Here is a 22,405-nt window from a genome sequence, read left to right on the forward strand (position 1 = left end):
CCGGTCCGAACACTTGTCGAAGAAATCGCCCCCCGCCGCGAGCAGCCCATGCGCGACTTGCGTTCGTCACACCACGAATTCGGGCGCCATGGAGAGAAGTCCGCGGCCCAACCGGGGCTCAGGCCTGCACGGCCGGTGCCGCTTCGTCGTCGTCCACTGCGGGCAGCGGGTGCGGGGCGCTGTCGCGCATGTCCCGGAAGGTCTTGAAGCTGGCCCAGAGCACCGCCGTGAGGGGGACCGCCAGCAGCGCACCGGCCACCCCGCCCTCGTGCGCGCCGATGGCCAGGGCCGCGATGATCACGACGCCGTGCAGGCTCAGCGCGGTGCCCATGACCTTGGGCTGCAGGATGTGGTGCTCGATCTGGTTCACCAGGATCACCACGATGACCAGCACCACCGAGGCGACCGGACCGGCCGCCACCAGCGCCACCAGGGCGGCCGCCAACCCAGTGACCAGGGCGCCCACGATGGGGATGAACGCCCCCAGGAAGATCAGGGCCGCCAGGGGGAAGGCCAGCGGCACCTGCATGACGAGCATCGCGATCAGGTCGCACACCGCGGCGAAGGCGGCGATGACCACGGTGCCGCGGATGTACTTGCCCAGCACGTGCACGGAGGCACGCCCGGCCTCGTTGGCCCGCTCCCTCAGCCGCTCCGGCAGGAACCCCACCAAGAAGTCCCGAATCCGCGCCCCGTCCAGCAGGAAGAAGAACAGGATCACGATCGTCAGCAGCGCACCGGTGAGGATCTCGGTGGCCACGGAGACCCCGGACAGCGCGCTGGATTCCGCACCGCTGTTCTTGAGGAACTCGGTGGCCTGGGAGAGGTACTCGTTCAGGTGGGTGTCGTCCAGCGGGACGCCCCAGCCGGTGAGGATCTCCACCAGCTTGTTCACGCCCTCCTGGGTCTTCTGCGCAAGGTCGGACCACTCGTTGCGCACCGTCAGCGCGATGCCGAACAGCACGGCGGCCAGCGCCGCCAGGATGGCCAGCAGGGCGGTGATGGCAGACCAGACGCGGTTGAAGCCGGCCCGTTGGCGCAGGAACCGGATGATCGGGTTCATGGCCGAGGCAATGATGAGGGCCAGGAGCATCGGCAGCACCACGATCTTGAGGGTCACGGCCAGCCACACGCCCAGCCCGATCGCCACCACCAGGATCAGCGTCTGCAGGGCCCGGATGGCCGACCGGCCGTAGGCGTCACGCCACATCTGCCTTGGCGTGGGAGCGGGGGCCGGGGCCTGCGGCGAGGAGGCCGTCGGCGCCGGGGACTGTCGTTCCGGGCTCTGCCGGGTCGCAGCGGCGCCGCGCGTGGAAGCCGCGGACTGGGGGGAAGCGGAGGAGCCGGAATCCGTCATCGAGGATGTCCTTGGGCCGGAGGCTCGGGGATGGCGCGAGGAGCAGCATCCGCAGCATGAGGCCGGGTCCGCTCGCGGTCGCGCTCTCACACCCTAGACCCGGGGGGGGGGCGGACGCGCACCACGGGTCTTTCGCCCCGACGGGCTCGCGCAGCCCAGCATCGCGGGGTCGGGACGGAGGGCGGGGAGCGGATACGGATGCGGTCCCGCGGCCAATGTGGCTGACCACGACGTCGGGCTCGTCGGCTCTCAGGGGGACGCAGATCGCGGCACACCTCGACGTGAACCGTGCACAGTCAGCACGGCCGACCTCGCGCCTACGATGTACCCCGAGGAGAGTAATGACCATGACGGAGCAACGCGTGTTCTTCCACCACCTGAAGCCCTACGCCGTACCCGATTCTCTGGACGAGCTGCGCGGCCCATCCTCTGGGTGGGTGGAACTCTCGCATTCGCTGTACTGGGCTCCGGGATCACGCCGCTTCAATCTCGACGAGGACTACGGTCTCAAGCGCGTCTACGTCTCCGCGCTGGCCGAGGGTACCCTGGCCGATGTCCAGGCCTTGGTCAACGTCGAACGCCTGGTGGAGATCTGGGACGACCTCATCCTGCCGACGCGAGTCCGTGAGTTGTGGGAGGACCGATTTCCGGCTCTCGCTGCCAGGCCCCAGCATGTCTGAGCTCACCGATTGGCAACGCCGCATCACCCGCGTCGCACTGGACACGATTGGCGAGGATGGTTTCGTCCTAGCAGGTTCCGGTGCAATCCGAGAGCACGGTGTGACTGACAGACCCACCGAAGACGTCGACCTGTTCACCACCTCCATGGACTCGGCAGCATTCGACCAAGCCGTGGAACGCGTGGCCCTCGCATGGACCGACAACGGCTTGGACGTCTCCCTGGTTCGGCAATCACCGCTGTACGCCCAGTTCTCCTTGACGACCGCCGATGGCTACCACGTCGACGTCGACATGGGCGTGGACTGGCGCGGATACGAACCAGCCCGCTTGGAGGTAGGCCCGGTGCTCTCAGTGCGCGACGCTATCGCCGCCAAGGTCGGAGCTGTGTACTCCCGCGCGGAAGCACGCGACTTTCTCGACCTGGATGCAATTCGCGCATCCGGAAAATTCACCGACAAGGAGCTCCTTTACATCGCCGCCGAACGCGACCCCGGCTTCGATCGCCAAATCTTCGCAGAACAGCTGCGCCGGGTAGGCCTGCTGACCCCTGATGACGTCGCCGCCTACGGTACGAATCCCTCGGGCTGGCAGGCCGTCCAGCAACGGTGCCGGCAGTGGGCCCAAGCCATCGCTACTCCTGCACAAGAGCAGACCGACTTACGTCAACAGAAGATTGCGCAAGTAGAACCGGATGCACCGTGGAACAGGTCCCCGCAGTAAAGCCTTATGCCCGGGGTGGCCCCGCAGACAGGTACGCATTCCTTAGGGAGGCCGATTCCTGGTGGATAGCTCAGTTCCCCGGGGACAGGGCAAGACTCTTCTTTTCGGGACGGGGGTGACTCACGGGAATGAGTTCGTCAAGACCTACGACCGGCGTACGGGGTGACGGCCCCGGGCTCGACGTGGCGAGAAAGATCCTCGTAGTCGTCCATCCCCATCAGTTCTCCCGGCGGTAGGACGAAATTTACCGGCCGCATCAATCACGTCAAAGATCAGCGCCCGTCGTGGGGCCGAATCTCCGCGATGAAATCCAACCAGCTGCCCCTCTGTGGATTCGGGTAGCCAGGGAGCTAGGTGGCGTCTGCGTGGTCGTCACGACCCGGAGCTGAAACCTGCACCTCAGAAGAGCGAACCACCTGGACAGTGTCTTCACGGTTGATTCCGTAGCGAGCAACCGAGGGGACGAACTCAACGTTGTTGCGGCAAATGCCTCCTCGCCTTGTCATTGTCGTAATCCTGCCTGGGCAAGCACCCCCGCTACCCTCCCCCTCCGAACGGAAACATCTTGATGAGCCACCCCACTTCTCCTGAAGCGTCTACCCCCTCCCCCGCAGCTTCGCAGAGCAACAGACCCATGAAAGGCTCCAAGAAGAAACGAGTTATCAACTGGAGCATGGTGCGCTTCTCGTGGGCCGCACTCATGCTCCTAGGGTTCTTTATTTTTTCCATGCCCCTGGCCCCCAGCGGGGAGTCGGGTGACTGGTCACAGGGGGTGAGCTCGGCGGCCATGAATTACACCTTGCGGGAGGACAGCGCGCATGGTGCTCCCCAGCAGGCTGTGGTGAACGGCTGGTACACCAACGACCTTCTGGCAGTGCAGACAAAGATCGCCGGTGATCAGAAAGAGCAGGCGCAGCACATCACCCTGATGCTGTTCTTCCTGGGTCTCGGCGTTCTCGGCGACCGCGTCTTCCACTCCGCGGGGGCGTTCCGCGATAAACGCGACGCCTAGACTCGAGAGGGCGGACACACGCCACCGCTCCGTCACCCGGTTAGGCTCGCCTCGCCAAGCACCGCGGCGGAAGGACGCAAGACGCATCGTCGAGCGGGGCAGTCCCCCAAGGGCGAGAATCGGATGCGAAACCGACCCTTCGGTCGATCGTGCGGACCACGGTGGAACTCACGTCGCTCGATGCGGACACGGAAAAGGCCCCCTCCCCTTCCGGGGAGGAGGCCTCCGTGGTGGCTCCCCCGACTGGACTCGAACCAGTAACCCTTCGATTAACAGTCGAATGCTCTGCCAATTGAGCTACGGGGGAATGTGCACGTTGCCGCGCAACGAGACGATACTCTACCTTCCGTTGCGGGCTTCCTCAACTTGCTGGAGGCCGGCACCCCAACGAGGCACCGCGCCCCGGTTGCCACCGCGAAGGTGCGCGTCAGACCCCCATGAGGCTGCGCCGCTGCAGCTCCAGGTCCAGCAGCTCGCGGTTGAGCTGCTGGTAGAGGTCCGGCTCGCGCTGGGCGTTGAGCCGGTTGAGGTGTGCGAGCTTGTCGGACTTCTCGCGGTTGATGTGCATCTCCACGAGCGAGGTGATGACCCCCACCGCGTAGTTGCGCATCTGCTGCTCGGTGGCCGCGGGCAGCGGCGTGACGGACAGCTGCGCCAGGTAGCCGTGCAGCGGTTCGGGCAGGTGGTTCCGCACGGCTTCCAGCCACACGCGTCCGCCCTGCACCTGCTCGCCGAGGTCCGCGCGGGCACCAACCACGGCGTCGTGCATCACCTGGTGCACCCGGTACGTCATGCCCGCGGACTCGAAGTGCCCCCAGTAGGCCAGCGGCACGAGGTCCGGGACCTGCAGCACCACTTCCAGCGCCTCGCGCTCCATGCGGGACACCGGCTCCCGGGAATCGGGCAGCTCCACAGGACGCGGCCCCTGCGGCTCGTCGGGAGAACCGCCGCGAGCGCCGACCGCTCCCTGGGATGCACGCGGATCACGGTCCGCTCCCCCGTGCGAAGGCGCCGGGGCCTGCTGTCGGCCGCGAGCGCCGTCGTACCCGGAACCGGAGTACCCCGACGCAGAACGCCCAGAACTTGAGGACCCCGCACCGGCGTGCCCCTGACCGGAGGTGCCTGATCCGGCAGGCCCCGAACCGCCGCGCTGCGCAGACTTGGCCGCCGCGCTCACGGCGCGCATCACCTCGTCCGTCTCGATCCCGAGCCACCCCGAGAGCTCCCGCGCGTAGGCGGGACGCAGGGAGGGGTCGCGGATCTGGGCGACGATGGGCGCGCACGCCCGCATGGCGCGCAGCCGTCCCTCCAGGCTGTTGACATCGTGCTCCTTGATGGTGGCCCGCAGCGCGAACTCGAACAGCGGGGTGCGGGTCTCCACGAGGTCCCGCACGGCCACGTCCCCACGGGCCAGGCGGAGGTCGCACGGGTCCATGCCGTGCGGCTCCACGGCCACGTAGGTCTGGGCCACGAAGCGCTGGTCCTCCTGGAAGGCGCGCAGCGCGGCCTTCTGCCCGGCGGCGTCGCCGTCGAAGGTGAAGACCACCTCGCCACCGGCGGAGTCGTCCGAAAGGAAGCGGCGCACGATCTTGATGTGCTCGGGGCCGAATGCCGTGCCGCACGTGGCCACCGCCGTGGCGACCCCGGCCAGGTGGCACGCCATGACGTCCGTGTAGCCCTCCACCACCACCACCTGCTTGGTCTTGGCGATGGGCCGCTTGGCCAGGTCGATGCCGTAAAGCACCTGGGACTTCTTGTAGAGCTGCGTCTCGGGGGTGTTGAGGTACTTGGGGCCCTGGTCGTCCTCGTAGAGCTTGCGCGCCCCGAAGCCGATCACCTCCCCGGCCACCGCACGGATGGGCCAGATGAGCCGACCGCGGAACCGGTCGTAGAGCCCGCGGTTGCCCTCCGAGAACATGCCCGTGAGCTTGAGCTCCTGCTCCGTGAACCCCTGGTTGCGCAGGTGGTTCAGCAGGTGGGACCAGCCCTGTGGTGCGTAGCCCACCCCGTAGGTGCGGGCGGCATCCTGGTCGAAGCCGCGCTCCCCCAGGAACTTCTGGGCGGCGGCGGCCTGGCGGGTGTAGAGGTTGCGCTGGAAGAACTCCGCGGCCACCTTGTGGGCGTCCAGCAGGCGCTGCCGACGGCCCACCTCCTCACGGTTGGGCGCCCCGCCCTGCTCGTAGTGCAGCTCGTGGCCGACGCGCGCGGCCAGCCGCTCCACGGTCTCCGTGAACGGGGTGTGGTCCATCTCCATGAGGAACGCGATCACGTCCCCGGACTCGTCGCAGCCGAAGCAGTGGTAGGTGCCCATCTGGGGGCGCACGTGGAAGGACGGCGAGCGCTCGTCGTGGAACGGGCACAGCCCCTTGTAGGAACCGATCCCCGCGGGCTTGAGCGTCACGTACTGCTCGACGACCTCGCGGATGTCCGTGCGCGCGCGAACCTCGTCGATGTCTTCACGCTTGATCAGTCCGGCCACTGGGCCAGTTTAGGCACCCCGTCAAACCGGGAACGACGCCGCTCGGGCGGGTGTACAGGGCGCCCCGCACGGTGGGTGGTCACCCGCAGAACTCACCACAGCGGCTTGTCCCCCGTGCGCCAGTTGGTGCCTCGAATCCGGTCGTGCAGCGCCACGGCTGAGTGGTCCGTGAGGCACGCGATCTGGTCCACCACGAGCCGCAGCCGCGCGGCCTCCGCCCCCGGGCCGTCGTCCACGGACCGCCAGTCCGCGGCGAACTCCGGGGAGAGGAACCGGCCGTCGGTCTCCATGAGGGCCTCCACCAGGATGGTGAGGATCTCGTGCTGGTTCTCGTACAGGGGCATGGCGTCCCGCACGGTCATCACGAACGCGGTGGCGATGCCCTTGAGCACCCCGATCTCCAGCTCGGTCTCGCGCGGCACCACGAGGGACGCCCGGTACCGGGTGAGCCGGTCCTCCCCGGCGACCTCCCGGGTGGCGTCCACCGCGGACATCGCGAAGCGGCCGATGAGCTGGCTGGTCATGTTCTTCAGCCGCGCGAGGTCCCCGCGGGTGCCGTCCATGCGGGGCACCCAGGCCGCCGTGGCCTCGAGACGGCGCAGGGCGGCGTCGAGCTCCTCGTCCGTGGCGTCCGGGAGGTACCAGCCGCGCGTGCACTCGATGACCCGCCCGCGCTGGGTGGGCTCCGCCAGCAGGTCCAGCTGCAGGGCGTGGGCGGCCACGGCGTCCTCCACGTCGTGCACGCTGTAGGAGATGTCGTCCGCGAGGTCCATGACCTGCGCCTCCAGGCACTTGCGGCCCTCCACCGCGCCCTCCCGGAACCACTCGAACACGGGGAGGTCGTCCTCGTACGCGCCGAACTTCCGGTTGGGCCGCCCGTCCGACCGCGGCGGGGCGTCCGCGGCGGACCACGGGTACTTGCACGTGGCGTCCAGCGTGGCGCGCGTGAGGTTCAGCCCCCCGGGCTCCCCCGAGGGCGTCACCAGCTTGGGCTCCAGCCGCACCAGCAGCCGCAGGGTCTGGGCGTTGCCCTCGAAGCCCCCGATCCCCCGGGTCAGCTGCGCGAGCACGGTCTCCCCGTTGTGCCCGAAGGGCGGGTGGCCGAGGTCGTGGGACAGGCACGCGGCGTCGACCACGTCCGGGTCGCACCCCAGCGCCTTGCCGAGCTCCCGCCCGATCTGCGCGACCTCCAGCGAGTGGGTGAGGCGGTTGCGCACGAAGTCGTCCGTCTGCGGGGCGACCACCTGCGTCTTGGCCGCGAGCCGGCGCAGCGCGGAGCTGTGCAGCACGCGCGCGCGGTCCCGCTCGAAGTGGCTGCGGTGGCGGTTGTGGTGGTCCTCGCTGACGTAGCGCTCGGTGTCCGAGGGCTCGTAGCCGGGGGCCAGCATGCCCAGGCGGTCGGGGGTGTGCATGGCGCTCAGCCTCCCGAGACGTCGAGTTCGGCGGCCACGAGACCCAGCCGTTCGGCGTCGCCCAGGATCCGCGAGGACAGCCAGCCGTCCGGCAGGTGCGGCTTCTTGGGCGAGCCCGCGCGCCCGCGGGACCCCTCCACGTCCGCGCCCGGGTAGGGGGCGTCCAGGTCCAGCTGGTCCAGCAGCTCGCGCAGCGCGGCGAGGTCCGGGACCTGCGCCATCTTCGCGCGCAGCTCACCGCCCACGGGGTAGCCCTTGAAGTACCAGGACACGTGCTTGCGGATCTCGCGGCAGCCTTTGGCCTCGTCCCCGAACTCCTCGGTGAGCAGCTCCGCGTGGCGGTAGACGGTGTCCGCGACCTTGCGCACGCCCGGCCGGAAGCGGCGCGGGCTGCCCTCGAACGCGGCCTGCAGGTCCCCGAAGAGCCACGGGCGGCCCTGGCAGCCGCGGCCCACGACGACGCCGTCCACACCCGTGTGCTCGACCATCCGCACCGCGTCCTCGGCGGAGAAGATGTCCCCGTTGCCGAGCACGGGAATGTCCGGGAGGGCCTCGCGCAACCGAGCAATGGCATCCCAGTTCGCGGTGCCCGAGTAGTGCTGCTCCAGGGTGCGCCCGTGCAGCGCGACGGCGGCCACGCCCTCGTCCCGGGCCATCCGTCCGGCGTCCAGGTAGGTTTGGTGCTCGTCGTCGATGCCGATGCGCATCTTCACCGTCACGGGAATGTCCCCGGCCTCGCGCACCGCGGTGCTCACGATCGCGCGGAACAGGTCCGTCTTCCACGGCAGGGCGGAGCCGCCGCCGCGCTTGGTGACCTTGGGCACGGGGCAGCCGAAGTTGAGGTCGATGTGGTCCGCGCGGTCCTCCTGCGCGACCATCCGCACGGCTTTGCCCACGTTCACGGCGTCCACGCCGTAGATCTGGATGGAGCGCGGTGTCTCGTCCGGGTCGTGGTGGATGATCCGCAGGGACTCCGGCCGCCGCTCCACCAGGGCTCGCGCCGTGACCATCTCGGTCACGTACAGGCCCCCGCCGTACTCCCGGCACAGCTTGCGGAAGGACTTGTTGGTCACCCCGGCCATGGGTGCCAGCACCACGGGGACGTCGATGATCAACGGTCCCAGGTGCAGGGGCTTCAGGTTCAGCACGGCCGGCTCACGGTCCGTGGTCTCAGTCGTCTCGGTGCTCATCGCCTGACATTGTCTCACCTGCGTCCGACGGCGCTCCCGTCCTCCGCGCGCGCGGCACCCGCCGCGAGCTGCTCCAGGCGCACCGCTAGCTTGAACGCGCGCACCTGCTCGTCCCGGCGGCCCAGGGTCTTGCACGCTGCCCCGAGCTCCCGCAGGCACGCGACCCACTCGTCTGTGTGGGCCTCTGGGTCCGACAAGGCCGAGTACAGGTTCGATGCGTTCTCCAGGGCGTGGGCGGCGTCGGCCCACGCCATCCGGTCCGCGGCGAGCGCGGCGAGCCCCCGCCAGCACAGGATCTGCCCGGCCACGTCCCGGCGCGTCTCGCAGCCGCTCAGCACCGCCTCGTAGTGCTCCTCCGCGAGCTTGCGCCGCCCGGCCGCCTGCGCCGCCGTGGCCAGGTGGGAGATCCAGCGCAGATCCTCGCGGGTCACGAACCCGGTGCTACCCGCGTGGGCCGGCCGGTCGGGGTCCACCCCGGCCACCTCGGCGCCTTCCTGGAAAACCCGGTATGCGTCCCACGGGCATCCGAGGGCGAGCAGCACGTCCCCGAACTCCTCCAGGCACCGCACCCGCCCGCGCACGGACCGCGCGGTGCGCTCCGCCCGGCGGTACTGCACGGCGCCGATCCGGTAGTGGTGCTCGGCGTCGGTGAGGTTCCCCGCGTCCCGTTCCAGGTCTCCCCACGACGACGCCGCGTCTCCCGCCGCGCACCACGCGTCACCCAGGCGGGCGGTGCGCAGGGCGTCCTCGAGCAGCCTCCGGGCCTCGACGAGGTCCCCGCGCTCACGGGCTGCGGTGGCGCGCTTGAGCCGGCGGGCGGAGGTGTGGGCTGCAAACATGCTGATTCTGCGCTCTCAAGTAGTTACGGATTCGTGGCATGGGCGGTGGAGCGCGCGCTGGAGCGCAAGGCCGAATAAAGCGCCAGAACCGTTCCGCCGAGACACAGTGTTGCAGCGGGCCCGTGCGCAGGTGTACCCAACAGGCCCAGTGCCACGCCTGTCAGGAGCATTGCTGCCAACGGATAGCCCCGAAAGATGGAAGCTATGAACGACACCGGAAGCGCCCCGGCGGGAGTCTCCAACAGTGGCTCTGTGTGGTCTGCTGGCGGGCTCATCACCCGGTGGACAGTGGCGCAGCCGATGCCCATTCCGGACAGGAACCCCAGGAGGACTACGGGGACGAGCGGCTGCTGGGTTGCCAGCGCCAGGAACGCGGATACAACCGTGAGCAGCACGCCGTTGAGACCACACGGCAGCACGAGCCTCAGGAGCGCGTTGGTCCTGGCCGATGTTGGCAGCAGCCGCTCCGCCGAGACACCCGCGCGCACGTCACGAAGATAGGCAGTCCCGGTGCCGAATCCCTGCCATCCCGCAAAGGCCAGCGCCATCCACGCGGCCAGCATCAGCACATCGGAGAATCCCACCATCAGCGTGACGGCGATGACTGCGGTCATCAAGAACCGCACGCCCAGACGGGTCCACTGTTCCGCAGCACACGCGGCCACCAGAACGGCACCTCTGGGCCCGCCGACACGCGCAACGAGGCGCCTGACGGCCGCAGGGGCCGGACGACGTTCCCGGACCGCAACAGCTTCTTCCACACCTGCCACCGAGCCGATGGCCACTGCATTGCGGAGGTGCCGCGTGGTCAGTCCTGCCCGCCGGAGCTCCCACCCCGGCAACGGCTCGTGCTGGGCGGCTCCGCTTCTGCGCCGTTGTCTCAAAACTGCAGCGCCCACCGCAAGACACCCCGCGAGGATGCCGACGAGTGTCATGACCACGACGGCAGCTGGTCCCCATGACCTGGCCACCAGCCCGGTGAAACCGACGACGCATCCGAGCACTCCCGCTGAGATCCCTACCAGAGCAGTCAGGTTTCGTAGTCTGCGGCGTACGGCCTTCCCACCACCGCGGGGAACCCGCCACAGCCACGTCGTCTCAGCAGGCGTGGCAGATGCCGGGCCCAGTGCGCAGAGGATCTGCACGAGGGAGACCCAGAGCGCAATCCCGAGAATCACCGAGGCCGCGACCGGGAACCCATGGCCCACCCATGAGGCGGGCACCGTGTGCAGCGGACCGCCCGGAGTGGAGGCGTCGCGAAGCGCCGCGATCTGGTCCCCGGTTGCATGAACGATGCCCCACACCCACGCGCCGATGACCAGGGCGAGTAGGAGACCGACGTACGCGTTGGTCCAGCGGTCCACCGTTGGTGAAGCACCTCGAGCGGCCCGCTGCCGCTCCTCGACGAAACACCGTGCGTCGAAGCCGCTACTCATGGACACCGGGGTCTCCCGGACCACGGTCCACGCTCTCACCGAGGGACCACACCCCGGACTCCTCGATCGTCAGCACGGAGGACGCCACTGCTCGTGTGAAGTCATGATCATGTGATGCCACCACGAGCGCAGTCCCCTGTCCCCGGGCCTGCTGGAGAACGCCCGTAAGAAGCTTCCTGAAGGAGTGGTCCAGCCGTTGCTCCGGCTCATCGAGAATCAGGAGCGAGGACGGTCTCAGCAACGCGGCCGCCAACAGGACACGTCGACGCTGTCCCGAGGAGAGACGATAGGGCGAGGAGTCTGCACGCGGGAGAAGCCCGAATCGTTCCAGGGCCCCCTCGACCACGTCACCGGGGTTGTCAAGCCCATGTCCTCGTGCCACGAGCTCGAGGTGATCTCTCACTGCAAGCCCCGGGAAAAAGGCGTCCTCGTCGAAGAGCGAACTCACGTGCTCTCGGTAGAACGGTGAATTCTCCCGCATGGGTTGGCCGCACAGCTCAACGGTCCCCTGAAGCGCCGGCTGCTGACCGGCGAGCGTTCGCAGCACCGTGGACTTTCCAGCTCCGTTGGGCCCCACCAGCACCAGTGCCTCCCCGGCCGACACAGCACACGTGAGGCCTTCCACCACGGGGGACCCGGCGTAGCCGCAGGTGAGTTCGCGGGCACTCAGCACTGGATCGGAAGGCGGGGGCATGTGGTCAGTATTCTGGGGCGGGCCAGAAACTGCAACCAGAACAGGACTGACGAGAAGGCGCCATCTTTCCGACAAGAGTCGCGCGTTACGCCGAGCATGTCACGCGGCCACACGAGTCAAGTGTCGAACGGTCAGAAATCCTGTGGAGGCCCTGGTACCCATCTGGTCAGGGCTCCCATCCCGCATAGTGGGCAAAAGCGGCTCAATCGCTGCAATTATCATGTTGCCGATAAAACAGCGATATTTCTATATGATGTGGCGGGAAGAGCTTCTACTCAGAATTTGCGAACCTCTTCGTTGATTTTTTCTAATTCGGTCATCACCCACTCCGGATCCCCATCGGAGGCCCACAACTCCTCATTGCTGTCCTTCAGATCGCGCAGCCGCTCCTTCTCCGCATCAGAGTGGGGACTCAGGACTCCCAATCCGCCGTTGATGCGCCCCAAATTGTCCAGATACAACCCCCCTGCACGCTTGCCAGCCTGCCACGCCTGGGTGCCTTGGCTCGTAATGTTGTTAGCACTGATACACGCAGCTCGCACCACATAATAAAAAACCACCAACGTAACTGCAATGGCAATCAGCACTAATCCTGGAGTTATTTGGCCCATACCGTTCCTTGTCGTCCCGTTCCTACTGGTTTTACAGAATGCCCGAATTGTCAACTGTTGCGCTCATCTGACCACCAAATACCGTCCACTTATGAGCGGGTAGAAAATCGGATGTGTAGTGGTTGACCCGCCGTGCCCGGTCAGTTCCAGCGGACACCGTGCCGGTGAGGCGTTCCACCACGCGGGGGACCGGGCATAGCCGCCGGTGAGTTTCTGAGCACTCAGCACTGGATTGAAGAGCGGGGGCATGTAGTCAATCTTCTGGGGTGGGGCGACGACTGCAACCGCAGCCGCTGCGATGAACACCTGGGAACGGCTCAGGCGGGTCTCCCCCTTGAGTCCCGCCGGCCTGGGCGCCCACACCATGAAACGCTCGCGCACCTGCTCCCGGGACGCACTAGCGGACCCTGCGCCCCGCGGCCGACGGGGTCAGGGTGAGGAACAGGGGATCGCGGAAACCGTGCTCCTCGAAGGACGCACACACCGAGGCGGCGAGCGCATCGGCCTCGTCCGCTCGGACGAGCGCGATCACGGAGCCGCCGAAGCCGCCGCCCACCACCTTGGCGCCCAGGGCGCCGGCGTCCAGGCACGCGGTCACGGCGGCGTCGAGCTCGGGGACGGTGACCTGGCAGTCCAGGCGCATGGACTCGTGGCCGGCCACGAGCAGCCGACCCACGAGCGCCCAGTCCGGGTCCACAGAGGAGAGCTGGTCCGCGATGCGCACCGAGCGGACCATCTCCGTCAGGGAGTGGCGCAGCCGCAGGCGCACACCCTCCGGATTCCCGCGCAGGGTGGCCCCGGAGGAGACGAGGTCGTCGAAGCGCTCGAGGACCGCGGCGGCGGCGTCCTCGGTGGGGTGTTCCGGCAGGGCGTCGCGCAGGCGGGCCACACTCAGGACCACGGCGGCGGCCTCGCACTGCTCGCGCCGGGAGCTGTACTGACCGTCCGCGAGGCGGTGCGGGGCGCGGGTGTCCACGGCGAGCCACGTGAGACCGGCGGCGGAGGGATCGGCGGGCAGTCGGGCGGCCTCGAAGTCCCGGCAGTCCAGGGCGAGGGTCTCCCCCGCGTGCGAGCGCAGGGACGCGGTCTGGTCCAGCCCGCCCGTGTTGGCACCCACGATGTGGTTCTCGGCGTCCATGCACGCGCGGGCCAGGGCGCGGCGCAGGCGGTCGTCCGGGGCGTCGTCGCCCGTGGAGAGGGAGAACAGTGCGAGCGCGACCGAGCACTCCAGCGCGGCGGAGGACGCGAGCCCGGCACCGATGGGCACGGTGGAGTCCACCATGAGGTCCGCACCGAAATCCCGGGAGAGGACGAGCTCGGGGACGGCGACGGGGTGATCCGAACGGCCCGAGGCCACCCGTTGCATGCCCCACGCGACCCCGGCGGCGTAGCCGAACCAGCCGCCGATCGCGCCGGGGGCGATGTCCGCCACCGGGGTGGTACGCAGCCGGTGGTCCGCCACGGACTCGTCCGCGTCCTGCAGGGACAGCGCCCGCAGCACGCCGTCCGTACGCGGTGCAGCGGCGGTGAGCGTCACGTACTGGTGGGCGAAGGGCAGGCACATCCCGCCCGAGTAGTCGATGTACTCCCCCATGAGGTTGGCGCGTCCCGGGGCGGCCCACACACCCACTGGCGCGCGGCCGTAGGCCCGCTCGAAGCGCTCGCTCAGCAGCTCGGCGCGCGCGAGGACGTCCGGCTGGGGCACCCACTGCGGGCACCCGGCTTCCTCCGGCGGGGTGACGACGGCGGGTTCACAGGACACGAACGAATTCCTCACGTGGTGGATCGGTGGTGGCGGGGCGCGGCGGCCCGGTGGGGCGTGGCCGCGGGCGCCGGGGCGACACACCATTGTCCCCTACGCGGCGCGGAAGTGCTCCTCGAGCTCCTCCAGGGTGCGGTCCTTGGTCTCCGGGGCCGCTCGGTGCACCCACACGAGGGCCGCGACCTGCAGGGCCACGAAGGTCAGCACGGTGTACCCCACGCCCAGGGCGTCCGTGAGCAGCGGGAAGGTCAGGCCCACCACGAACGTCATCATCCACAGCAACCACGCGCACGCGCCCATTCCCACCCCGCGCACGGACAGCGGGAAGATCTCGGACATGTACAGCCACGTGACGGTTCCCACGCAGCACTGCTCGAAGCCCACGAACACTACGATGCACGCGAGCACCGCCCACGGCCGGGCCGCGCTCTCCCCGGGGATCAGCAGGTAGCACAGGGCAAACGCGGTGAGGGAGGCGATGGTCCCCGCCAGTCCCGTGAGCAGCAGCGGGCGTCGGCCCACGTGCTTGAGCAACACCATGGCCAGGCCCACGGCGGCCACGCCCACCAGCCCGGGGATGATGTTCGCATAGAACGCCCCGTTGCCCCCGAAGCCGGCATCCTGCAGCACGGTGACACCGTAGTACTGGATCGCGTTGATCCCGGAGATCTGGTTGATCACGGCCATGCCCGCACCGATCCCGAAGATCCGGCGGATCCACGGGATGCGCACCAGGTCCAGGACGCTGGCGGCCGGGCGTTCCGCGTCCTGTGCAGCAAGCTCCCGCACCGTCTCCGCCTCCCGCGGCGTGTAGGCCTCCTCCCGGATCCGACGCAGCACGCGCGTCATGTCCTCGAAGCGCCCGTTCCGGGCCAGCCAGCGCGGGGACTCGGGCACCGCGATCATCCCGACCCACAGCGCCAGCGCGGGCAGGGTGGCGAGCACGAGCATGTAGCGCCACACGTGCGGGAGGTGGCCGAGCGCCGTCGCCAACCCCGCGTTGAACACGAACGCGAGCGCCTGACCGCCCACGATCATCAGCTCGTTCTGGGCCACCACGCGCCCGCGCAGGTGGGCCGGGGCGAGCTCCGCGAGGAACACGGGCACGATCACGGAGGACGCGCCCACGGCGAGCCCGAGTACCGCCCGGAACGCGATCAGCACGCCCACCGCTGGTGCCGTGGCGCAGCCGATGGTGGCCACCACGAACACCACGGCGAGCACCATCAGCACACGACGCCGCCCGAGACCGTCCGCGAGCCGGCCCCCGAAGGGCGCGCCCCACGCCGCACCGAACGGGAGGATGGACGCCACGAGCCCCTCGAGGAACGGGGTGAGCCGCAGGTCCGAGACCAGCGACGGCAGCGCCCCGTTGATCACGCCGGTGTCGTAGCCGAACAGCAGCCCCCCGAACGTGGCCACCGTGGCGATCAGCCGCAGCCGCCCGCTGAGGGGCGTGGTGTCGTGCAGGGCGGTGTCGTGCGGAGGGGAGTCCGCGCGGTCGTCGCGTGGTGTCACCTGGGAGCCGGTCATGGGTGTCCTTTCGTCCCTGAACGTCTTACCACGGTCCTCACCGCGGAAAGCACATGCGCGGGGGCGAGTTGATGCCCCTGGGCACGCAAGAGACCTTCCACCGCGTGCGCGGCGAGAGAGTTTTCACGGGTAGGCCCAGTTGTACTGACCGGGGACGTCAGTTGATCGATCAGTGACAGTTGCAGACGTTGCCACAAGGAAAGTCAATTGTGGCGGCTGGTTGAGGATCTGGGGAGGTGGCCGCGATCGTGAGCGGCGGCGTTGACTGCCGGCGCGGGGGTGTGCGTGGCGTGATGCGCTCGCCACGAACGGTGGCATGGATGGTGCGGTCCGGTGACCGGTCAGGGGGTGGCTAGCGTCGCCTCGAACCCGTCGATAAGTATGGTCAGAGCGCGGTTGAACGCGCGGTCGGGATCCCAAGCCGTTGAGGCGATGGGGCCTGCGGGGTTAGCGATGTCCGACAGGGCGAATCCGCGGGTGAGTTTAGAGCCGGCCTGGAACAGGTCTGCGGCGGTGGGCTCATCAAACCCGGCATCGCGCAGCATCGTCATCAGATACTGGTATGCCGCGTGATCTTCGCCGGTGACCAGGGGCCGCCCACCCTGGCCGGCGAAAACATGGGGATGAGCAGTGATCGTCGCTCGGTAGGTGACACAGACTGTTCGCAGGGCCTCTTTCCAAGTAAGCACTTCGTCGCCCCAAGGGCGCATGCGTGCGATGAGAAGGCCTGCCATCCCGTCGAGGATGTCCTGTTTGTTCTCAACATGGTTGTACAGCGACATGGCTTCGACGTTGAGCTCTGATGCAAGGCGCCGCATGGTCAGTGCCTGCGCACCTCCGCGGTCGACAAGGGCTATCGCGGCTTCGAGCACCCGGTCGCGTGTCAAAGAACCGCGGGGGGTTGACGACGTTCGCAAACTCATGATTACAGTGTAAGCATGACTTACAATGTAAGCCGAACTAGGTGGATCGGGATTGTTGTCGCAACGATGGGTGCAACACACCTTGCCCTCGCCGACTGGGCTGAACTCGTGAAGATGCGCCAGCGCGGCTGGTGGGGAGCGGCGAACGACAACGCGGCGAGCGGGCAAGCCTTGTGGTTTGCTGCGGCTGGGGGCGCGTTAGTGGCCATGGGCAGTTTCGCAACTGGGGCCAGCAGGTCCGGCGAACGAATGCCGCGAATCGCAGCGACGGCCTTCACCGCCACGATGATGGCGGCGTTCACCGCGACCAGGTCTGTTGGCGCTGGACTGGGAACGGTCGTAGGTATTGCGATGTGCCGGGACGCATTCAGGTTGCAGACTCGATGAGCAGTGAAGGGCAAGTGCCTGGCCCTGGGCGGCGGCGTTCGCGGCGTGCTACCGATGCGGCTGCGGTGATCGGGGTCGTGCACTCAGCGGCCACGGTCTACTGGGCGTCCGGCGGAACGTGGTTGCTGTGGACCCTCGGCTCGCGCGTCGTCGAGACATTTTCTGATCGGCTGTGGCTGTTGTGGCCCGGCGTCCTGGTCAAGCTTGCCCTCGCGATCGTTCCCGCAGTGCTTGTGCGGCTTTGCTGGCCCGCACCGCGGGCCCCACAGATGTTGATGTGGGCGGCCTCTGTTGTCCTGATCGTGTGGGGCGGGCTCAACACGGTGGTCGGGAACCTAGTCCTTGCCGGGGTCATACGCCCTGGCGGCCGTTACGACCGCAACGCGATGATCGGTCATGCCTGGCTGTGGGATCCGCTCTTCCTCGTCTGGGGCGTGGCCCTTGCCTGTGCCCTATGCTCCGCGCGACCCAGAGGGCATGCGCAGCGATCTGTGACCCGAAGCACCAGCTGAATCGGAGACACCAAGAACCATCCCCAACTCGCCGTCTTTGACACGATCGCGAGCTCCCGGCGTGGCTCGAACGGGCGATGGTGCGGGAGGGCAACTCCCGCAACAAGCGTCTTGCTATTGATCGGAGGCGGCCGCAATGCAGAAGAGGCGGGTTGTCAGTACCGCGACGTGAGACTCTTTCCGTGTCATTCCACCTACGACTCGAGGAGTCATCATGCCCCGCCCCTGCACCGTGTCCCTCGACGAGTCCCGTGGGGCATTCCTCGAAGAGCTGGACCGCTTCCACGACGCCATCCGAACCTTGGATGATCATGCGCTTCTGGGCCCCAGCCGCGCCTACGGCTGGTCGCGCCTGGACTGCCTCGTCCACGTGCGTATGGGACTGCAGGAACTCCTCGCAGGGATCCCTGCCCGCGCCACCACGCCTCCGGACACGGACGCTGCTTCCTACTGGACGATGTGGGAAACCACTGCCGATGCGGACCCCGTCCCGGGCATATTGATGACACGGCGCACGGCCAGCGCCTATTCACGCCCCCGTCACGCCCTGGAGCACCTGGACCAAGTCATTGCAGGCCTGCAACGAGCTGTACGCGACATGCCGGATTCAGCCGTCGCGTTCCAGGGCCACGTCCTGAGCGCTGGTGACCTGCTCGCCACTTGGGCCGTGGAACTCCTCGTGCACCACTACGACTTGAACACGTCCGCCGCAAAGACCCCGTTTGCTTCCGCAGCAGTTGCCATCGGTAGGCGCACCGTGGAGGCACTGCACGACAACCTCCCGAAAGTAAACGATGACCTGTCCTTGGTGCTGGTTGGGTTCGGCAGACAGTGAATCCGAACACCTGCTACCGCATTGTCAGAGCCACGTCAGCCCGCAGACATGACCGCGGGCTCAACTTCCCCGGCCAGTACATCTAGTCCAGGACGAGCGTCTCGGTTTCTGTGACCACCCGGGCCACACCCGCGGCCAGGAGGTTGTCCACCACGCTGACCAGCGGGCCCATCGAGTCGTCCACCTCCAGCTCCACCGGGTAGTCGCTCACGAGCAGCGACAACAGGGTCTCCAGCGCCGCACCGGACTGCTCCGAAGTGGCACCGGCGGCGCCCGGGACGTAGCCGAGCAGCACGTCCGCGACCTCGTTCGGCTGCGGCTCGTCGTGCGGGTTGGCGGGGTCGAACGGGCGGTAGCTCACGGCGAAGGCCGCGATCGGGCCCTTGCCCTCGGCGCCGTCCACCGTGCGCCGCAGCACCACGGCACCGTAGGCACCGGCGGTGTCCGAGAGGAACTGCTTGTTGACCGCGCCGATGCTCACGTCCCCCACGGGGTCCCACTCGTGGACCTCACGGTAGAAGGTCTCCACGGCGCGGGTCAGCTCCACGGAGCCGGTCGCGAGGTCCTCTACCGCCTCGGCGTCGGAGCCGTCCGCGTTCTGCCCCAGCGTGGGCGTGGGCAGGGCTCCGGCGTCCACCCGGACCACGCGGGAGCGCATGGCGTCCGCGAAGCCCAGGGAGCGGGCGAAGCCCTCCCCCGCGGAGCCCGGGGTCACCCGCGTGCGCAGGGCCTCGACGGGAGCACCCGCCTCACGGGCCGCCGCCCGCAGCCGGGACACGAGCTCCCGCCCGATCCCCTCGCGGCGGTGGTCCGGTGCGACCTCCACGAACAGCCACAGCCGCCGCGGGTGCCACGCGGAGGCGTAGCAGACCCCGGCGGCGACCGGCACGTCGTCGTCCGTGGCCACGAGCGTGACGGCGAACCCGTCCTGGTCCTGGGCACCCAGCCGGGCGCGGAACGCCTGGACGGGCGCGGACTCCGCGTCCGGCCACAGTTCGAGCAGGCAGAGGTCGTCGTCCTCGCGCCAGGGGCGGTAGTCGATGCTCATGCGCTCACTTCTCCAGGCGCTCGGCCAGGTACTGCTGCACGCGGTCCAGGCCCACGCGCTCCTGGGTCATCTCGTCGCGCGAGCGGATGGTCACGGCCTGGTCCTCGAGGGTGTCGAAGTCCACGGTGATGCAGAACGGCGTGCCGATCTCGTCCTGGCGGCGGTAGCGGCGGCCGATGGCCCCGGCGTCGTCGTAGTCGATGTTCCAGCGGCGGCGCAGCTCGGCGTCCAGGTGCTGCGCGGCGGGGCGCAGGTCCTCCTTCTTGGACAGCGGCAGCACGGCGGCCTTGACCGGGGCCAGGCGCGGGTCCAGGCGCAGCACGGTGCGGGTGTCCACGCCGCCCTTGGTGTTGGGCGCCTCGTCCTCCACGTACGCGTCCACCAGGAACGCCATCATGGAGCGCGTGAGGCCGAAGGAGGGCTCGATCACGTACGGGGTGTAGCGCTCGCCGGAGGCCTGGTCGAAGTACTGCATCTTGGTGCCGGAGGCCTCGGTGTGGTTGCTCAGGTCGAAGTCCGTACGGTTGGCGACGCCCATCAGCTCACCCCACTCGGAGCCCTGGAAGCCGAAGCGGTACTCGATGTCGATGGTGCCGTCCGAGTAGTGCGCGCGGTCGTCCGCGGGGACGTCGTAGCGGCGCATGTTGTCCGGGTTCACACCCAGGTCCACGAACCAGTTCCAGCACGCCTCGACCCACTCGTCGAAGTAGCGCTTCGCCTCGTCCGGGTGGATGAAGTACTCGATCTCCATCTGCTCGAACTCGCGCGTGCGGAAGATGAAGTTGCCCGGGGTGATCTCGTTGCGAAACGCCTTGCCGATCTGCCCGATGCCGAACGGCGGCTTCTTCCGGGACGCGGTGACCACGTTGAGGAAGTTCACGAAGATGCCCTGGGCGGTCTCCGGGCGCAGGAAGTGCTTGCCCTCCTCGTTGTCCACGGGGCCCAGGAAGGTCTTCATCAGACCGGAGAACTGCTGCGGCTCGGTCCACTTGCCGTCCTGGCCGGTCTCCGGATCCTTGACGTCCGCCAGGCCGTTGACCGGCGGGTGGCCGTGCTTGGCCTCGTACGCCTCCAGCAGGTGGTCCGCGCGGTAGCGCTTGTGGGTGTGCAGGGACTCCACCAGGGGGTCGGTGAAGGTCTCCACGTGCCCGGAGGCCTGCCACACCGCGGACGGCAGGATGATCGAGGAGTCCAGGCCCACCATGTCCGCGCGGCCGCGCACGAAGGTCTGCCACCACTCGCGCTTGATGTTCTCCTTCAGCTCCGCACCCAGGGGCCCGTAGTCCCACGCGGAGCGTGAACCACCGTAGATCTCACCCGCCTGGAACACGAAGCCCCGGCGCTTGGCCAGGGAGATGACATTGTCCAGGGTGGATTTCGGGGCCATACGGTCTCACTTCCGTGTCTCGCGCGGCGCCCGCAGGGGCTCGCGCGTGGGGATCGGTGGGCTCAGGCTCTCGACCCGCACGGGGAGAGCCTTTCCGCTCCAGGGTAGCGAGGTTCCGCGGCGCGGGCCTAACCTCCGACGACGACGCCGCACGGCCGGCGCCCCTGCGCCCCGCACCGTCCCGCGCGGCTCACCGCGCCGCCACCGACCCGCCCTCCCAGCGTGCGCTCGGAACCGGGCACTCCGGGGCGAAGGAGGACCGGGCGGCACGGGGGGGGTCACGCCGGTGAGGGCGGGGTGGGCGCCGGAGACGACCAGGCGGCGTCGTTGCCCGCCCGTCGCTACGAGACGAACGCGGAGACGCCCGTGAGGGCCCGGGCCACGATGAGCGAGTTGATGTGGTAGCTGCCCTCGTAGGTGTGGATGGCCTCGATGTCCGCCATGACCTTGGCGATCCCGTAGTGGCTCAGCAGCCCGTTGCCGCCCAGGGCGTCCCGGGCCTGGGAGGCGGACTGGCGGGCCAGGCGTGTGGCCGTGGACTTGGCCAGGGCCGCCTGCATCATGGCGAGCTCGTCCGCGTCCTGAACCCGGGTGACCTGCGCCATCATCCCGGAGCTGGCCGCCAGGTTGCCCGCGACCTCCGCGATCACCTGCTGCACGAGCTGGAAGCTGGCGAGCGGCCTGCCGAACTGGATGCGCTCCAGGGCGTAGTCGCGCACGATGTCGAGGATCGCCTGCTGCGCCCCCACGGCCTGCCAGCCCACCCACGCGCGGGAGTCCTTGAGCAGCCCGTTGGCCGCCTGGAAGGACGCCGCGCCGGGCAGCAGGGCGTCCGCGGGCAGCCGCAGGTCGGTGAGCTCGATGTCCGCGTTCTGCATGATCCGCAGGCCCATCTTGTGCTCGATCTTGGTGGCCGCGTACCCCGGCAGGGAGGTGTCCACCGCAAAGCACTTGATGAGGCCGTCCGCGGTGTCCCGGGCCCACACCAGGGCCAGGTCCGCCACGGTGCCGAGCCCGATCCAGCGCTTGGAGCCGTTGAGCACCCACCCGTCCGCGTCCCGCGTGGCGGTGGTGGCGAGGCCCCCGGCGATGTCCGAGCCGTGCTCCGGCTCGGTGAGGCAGAACGCCCCCAGCTGCCGCAGCTCCTTGAGCCCGGGCAGCCACGTCTGCTTCTGCTCCTCCGAGCCGAACGCGGCGATGGTGCCCACGATCAGCTCGTTGTGGATGCCCAGCAGCGCGGAGAGGGAGACGTCCGCGCGGGCGATCTGGGTGTGCACGAGCCCCTGGAACAGCCGGGAGCCGCCGTCCTGCGCAAGACGTCCCAGACCGAGCTCCGCGAGCCCGGGAAGCAGGTGGACCGGCAGCTCCTCCTTGTTCCAGGCGTCGACGCTCTGGTGCCGCACCTGCGCCTGCAGGTGGTCGTTGATGGCGTGCAGCCGTTCCCGCTCCTCGGCGGAGAGCTCCGCCTCCAGGTGGAGCAGGTCGGGGGTCGGGAGGGTCTGCGGTCCGCGCGGGGATGCTGCGGCTGGGCTCATGGTCCTGGTCCTCGGGGTAGTGGGCAGGCAGATAGTGGTACGTCCGACTATA

At 68.6% G+C, this 22,405-nt stretch carries 20 protein-coding genes and 1 tRNA gene; 6 read left to right on the top strand and 15 right to left on the bottom strand.

Annotated elements, in window-relative coordinates; translation table 11 throughout:
* Nucleotides 1–118: 118 nt before the first annotated feature.
* Nucleotides 119–1,210: an AI-2E family transporter gene (locus C1C97_RS11690; RefSeq protein ID WP_121031996.1), complete on the bottom strand. Its 1,092-nt coding sequence runs from the start codon at nucleotides 1,208–1,210 to the stop codon at nucleotides 119–121.
* Between the two features lie 488 nt (nucleotides 1,211–1,698).
* Here C1C97_RS11690 and C1C97_RS12365 point away from each other — a divergent pair, with 488 nt between their 5' ends.
* From C1C97_RS12365 to C1C97_RS11705, 3 genes are all read left to right on the top strand, one after another.
* On the top strand, nucleotides 1,699–2,037 hold the full coding sequence (locus tag C1C97_RS12365; RefSeq protein WP_158591154.1) for a transcriptional regulator: 339 nt from the start codon (nucleotides 1,699–1,701) through the stop codon (nucleotides 2,035–2,037).
* Nucleotides 2,030–2,758: a nucleotidyl transferase AbiEii/AbiGii toxin family protein gene (locus C1C97_RS11700; protein ID WP_158591155.1), complete on the top strand. Its 729-nt coding sequence runs from the start codon at nucleotides 2,030–2,032 to the stop codon at nucleotides 2,756–2,758. The genes C1C97_RS12365 and C1C97_RS11700 overlap by 8 nt, the downstream gene beginning before the upstream one ends.
* Before the next feature lie 634 nt (nucleotides 2,759–3,392).
* Entirely contained in the window at nucleotides 3,393–3,770 is a 378-nt protein-coding gene (locus C1C97_RS11705; protein ID WP_147406079.1) for a hypothetical protein, read from the top strand.
* A 231-nt stretch (nucleotides 3,771–4,001) separates the two neighbouring features.
* Here the strand turns inward: C1C97_RS11705 and C1C97_RS11710 are convergent.
* The 11 genes from C1C97_RS11710 to C1C97_RS11755 form a co-directional block, all read right to left on the bottom strand.
* Nucleotides 4,002–4,077, bottom strand: a tRNA-Asn gene (locus C1C97_RS11710).
* A 120-nt stretch (nucleotides 4,078–4,197) separates the two neighbouring features.
* A complete protein-coding gene (gene dnaG / locus C1C97_RS11715; protein ID WP_121032000.1) occupies nucleotides 4,198–6,249 on the bottom strand; it encodes a DNA primase in 2,052 nt (683 codons plus the stop codon).
* Between the two features lie 92 nt (nucleotides 6,250–6,341).
* Nucleotides 6,342–7,661, bottom strand: coding sequence for a deoxyguanosinetriphosphate triphosphohydrolase (locus C1C97_RS11720; protein ID WP_121032002.1), 1,320 nt, complete (start codon nucleotides 7,659–7,661; stop codon nucleotides 6,342–6,344).
* Between the two features lie 5 nt (nucleotides 7,662–7,666).
* Nucleotides 7,667–8,851, bottom strand: coding sequence for a tRNA dihydrouridine synthase DusB (gene dusB, locus C1C97_RS11725; protein WP_121032004.1), 1,185 nt, complete (start codon nucleotides 8,849–8,851; stop codon nucleotides 7,667–7,669).
* A 14-nt stretch (nucleotides 8,852–8,865) separates the two neighbouring features.
* Nucleotides 8,866–9,690, bottom strand: a complete 825-nt coding sequence (locus C1C97_RS11730; protein ID WP_121032006.1) for a hypothetical protein — start codon at nucleotides 9,688–9,690, stop codon at nucleotides 8,866–8,868.
* A 23-nt stretch (nucleotides 9,691–9,713) separates the two neighbouring features.
* Nucleotides 9,714–11,054 (bottom strand): hypothetical protein, encoded by a 1,341-nt coding sequence (locus C1C97_RS12215; protein ID WP_158591156.1) that lies wholly within the window; start codon nucleotides 11,052–11,054, stop codon nucleotides 9,714–9,716.
* Nucleotides 11,055–11,118: 64 nt separating this feature from the next.
* The gene (locus tag C1C97_RS11740) at nucleotides 11,119–11,820 is read right to left on the bottom strand and encodes an ABC transporter ATP-binding protein (RefSeq protein ID WP_121032008.1); all 702 of its coding nucleotides are present in this window, start codon (nucleotides 11,818–11,820) and stop codon (nucleotides 11,119–11,121) included.
* Between the two features lie 275 nt (nucleotides 11,821–12,095).
* Complete coding sequence (locus C1C97_RS12220) at nucleotides 12,096–12,407, bottom strand: hypothetical protein (RefSeq protein WP_147406081.1); 312 nt, start codon at nucleotides 12,405–12,407, stop codon at nucleotides 12,096–12,098.
* A gap of 421 nt (nucleotides 12,408–12,828) precedes the next feature.
* Complete coding sequence (locus tag C1C97_RS11745) at nucleotides 12,829–14,193, bottom strand: galactokinase (protein ID WP_121032010.1); 1,365 nt, start codon at nucleotides 14,191–14,193, stop codon at nucleotides 12,829–12,831.
* A gap of 93 nt (nucleotides 14,194–14,286) precedes the next feature.
* The gene (locus C1C97_RS11750) at nucleotides 14,287–15,726 is read right to left on the bottom strand and encodes a sugar porter family MFS transporter (protein WP_233542920.1); all 1,440 of its coding nucleotides are present in this window, start codon (nucleotides 15,724–15,726) and stop codon (nucleotides 14,287–14,289) included.
* Nucleotides 15,727–16,067: 341 nt separating this feature from the next.
* On the bottom strand, nucleotides 16,068–16,649 hold the full coding sequence (locus tag C1C97_RS11755; protein WP_121032012.1) for a TetR/AcrR family transcriptional regulator: 582 nt from the start codon (nucleotides 16,647–16,649) through the stop codon (nucleotides 16,068–16,070).
* 15 nt (nucleotides 16,650–16,664) lie between these two features.
* Between C1C97_RS11755 and C1C97_RS12225 the strand changes: the two genes are divergently transcribed.
* The 3 genes from C1C97_RS12225 to C1C97_RS11765 all read left to right on the top strand — a co-directional run bounded on the left by C1C97_RS12225 (nucleotide 16,665) and on the right by C1C97_RS11765 (nucleotide 18,383).
* Nucleotides 16,665–17,036 (top strand): DUF6463 family protein, encoded by a 372-nt coding sequence (locus C1C97_RS12225; protein ID WP_147406082.1) that lies wholly within the window; start codon nucleotides 16,665–16,667, stop codon nucleotides 17,034–17,036.
* Nucleotides 17,033–17,548 (top strand): DUF3995 domain-containing protein, encoded by a 516-nt coding sequence (locus C1C97_RS11760; protein WP_121032014.1) that lies wholly within the window; start codon nucleotides 17,033–17,035, stop codon nucleotides 17,546–17,548. The genes C1C97_RS12225 and C1C97_RS11760 overlap by 4 nt, the downstream gene beginning before the upstream one ends.
* Before the next feature lie 214 nt (nucleotides 17,549–17,762).
* On the top strand, nucleotides 17,763–18,383 hold the full coding sequence (locus tag C1C97_RS11765; RefSeq protein ID WP_110919857.1) for a maleylpyruvate isomerase N-terminal domain-containing protein: 621 nt from the start codon (nucleotides 17,763–17,765) through the stop codon (nucleotides 18,381–18,383).
* 82 nt (nucleotides 18,384–18,465) lie between these two features.
* On the opposite strand, the gene C1C97_RS11770 is transcribed toward C1C97_RS11765, so the two are convergent.
* From C1C97_RS11770 to C1C97_RS11780, 3 genes are all read right to left on the bottom strand, one after another.
* The gene (locus C1C97_RS11770) at nucleotides 18,466–19,431 is read right to left on the bottom strand and encodes a GNAT family N-acetyltransferase (RefSeq protein ID WP_121032016.1); all 966 of its coding nucleotides are present in this window, start codon (nucleotides 19,429–19,431) and stop codon (nucleotides 18,466–18,468) included.
* A gap of 4 nt (nucleotides 19,432–19,435) precedes the next feature.
* A complete protein-coding gene (locus C1C97_RS11775) occupies nucleotides 19,436–20,818 on the bottom strand; it encodes a glycine--tRNA ligase (RefSeq protein ID WP_121032017.1) in 1,383 nt (460 codons plus the stop codon).
* Nucleotides 20,819–21,159: 341 nt separating this feature from the next.
* Nucleotides 21,160–22,353 carry an acyl-CoA dehydrogenase family protein gene (locus tag C1C97_RS11780; protein WP_121032019.1) on the bottom strand — a complete coding sequence of 398 codons (1,194 nt, stop codon included), beginning with the start codon at nucleotides 22,351–22,353 and terminating at the stop codon, nucleotides 21,160–21,162.
* Nucleotides 22,354–22,405 lie beyond the last annotated feature (52 nt).

Origin of the sequence: Kocuria tytonis (assembly GCF_003226895.2) — a bacterium.
Lineage (GTDB): Bacteria > Actinomycetota > Actinomycetes > Actinomycetales > Micrococcaceae > Kocuria > Kocuria tytonis.

What these genes read in the sequence shown, in the direction of transcription:
- C1C97_RS11690 (WP_121031996.1), bottom strand. Translation starts at nt 1,210, where the DNA reads ATGTGGCGTGACGCCTACGGCCGGTCGGCCATCCGGGCCCTGCAGACG.
- C1C97_RS12365 (WP_158591154.1), top strand. Translation starts at nt 1,699, where the DNA reads ATGACCATGACGGAGCAACGCGTGTTCTTCCACCACCTGAAGCCCTAC.
- C1C97_RS11700 (WP_158591155.1), top strand. Translation starts at nt 2,030, where the DNA reads ATGTCTGAGCTCACCGATTGGCAACGCCGCATCACCCGCGTCGCACTG.
- C1C97_RS11705 (WP_147406079.1), top strand. Translation starts at nt 3,393, where the DNA reads ATGAAAGGCTCCAAGAAGAAACGAGTTATCAACTGGAGCATGGTGCGC.
- C1C97_RS11720 (WP_121032002.1), bottom strand. Translation starts at nt 7,661, where the DNA reads ATGCACACCCCCGACCGCCTGGGCATGCTGGCCCCCGGCTACGAGCCC.
- dusB (WP_121032004.1), bottom strand. Translation starts at nt 8,851, where the DNA reads ATGAGCACCGAGACGACTGAGACCACGGACCGTGAGCCGGCCGTGCTG.
- C1C97_RS11730 (WP_121032006.1), bottom strand. Translation starts at nt 9,690, where the DNA reads ATGTTTGCAGCCCACACCTCCGCCCGCCGGCTCAAGCGCGCCACCGCA.
- C1C97_RS11740 (WP_121032008.1), bottom strand. Translation starts at nt 11,820, where the DNA reads ATGCCCCCGCCTTCCGATCCAGTGCTGAGTGCCCGCGAACTCACCTGC.
- C1C97_RS11750 (WP_233542920.1), bottom strand. Translation starts at nt 15,726, where the DNA reads ATGACCGGCTCCCAGGTGACACCACGCGACGACCGCGCGGACTCCCCT.
- C1C97_RS11755 (WP_121032012.1), bottom strand. Translation starts at nt 16,649, where the DNA reads ATGAGTTTGCGAACGTCGTCAACCCCCCGCGGTTCTTTGACACGCGAC.
- C1C97_RS12225 (WP_147406082.1), top strand. Translation starts at nt 16,665, where the DNA reads ATGACTTACAATGTAAGCCGAACTAGGTGGATCGGGATTGTTGTCGCA.
- C1C97_RS11760 (WP_121032014.1), top strand. Translation starts at nt 17,033, where the DNA reads ATGAGCAGTGAAGGGCAAGTGCCTGGCCCTGGGCGGCGGCGTTCGCGG.
- C1C97_RS11765 (WP_110919857.1), top strand. Translation starts at nt 17,763, where the DNA reads ATGCCCCGCCCCTGCACCGTGTCCCTCGACGAGTCCCGTGGGGCATTC.
- C1C97_RS11770 (WP_121032016.1), bottom strand. Translation starts at nt 19,431, where the DNA reads ATGAGCATCGACTACCGCCCCTGGCGCGAGGACGACGACCTCTGCCTG.
- C1C97_RS11775 (WP_121032017.1), bottom strand. Translation starts at nt 20,818, where the DNA reads ATGGCCCCGAAATCCACCCTGGACAATGTCATCTCCCTGGCCAAGCGC.
- C1C97_RS11780 (WP_121032019.1), bottom strand. Translation starts at nt 22,353, where the DNA reads ATGAGCCCAGCCGCAGCATCCCCGCGCGGACCGCAGACCCTCCCGACC.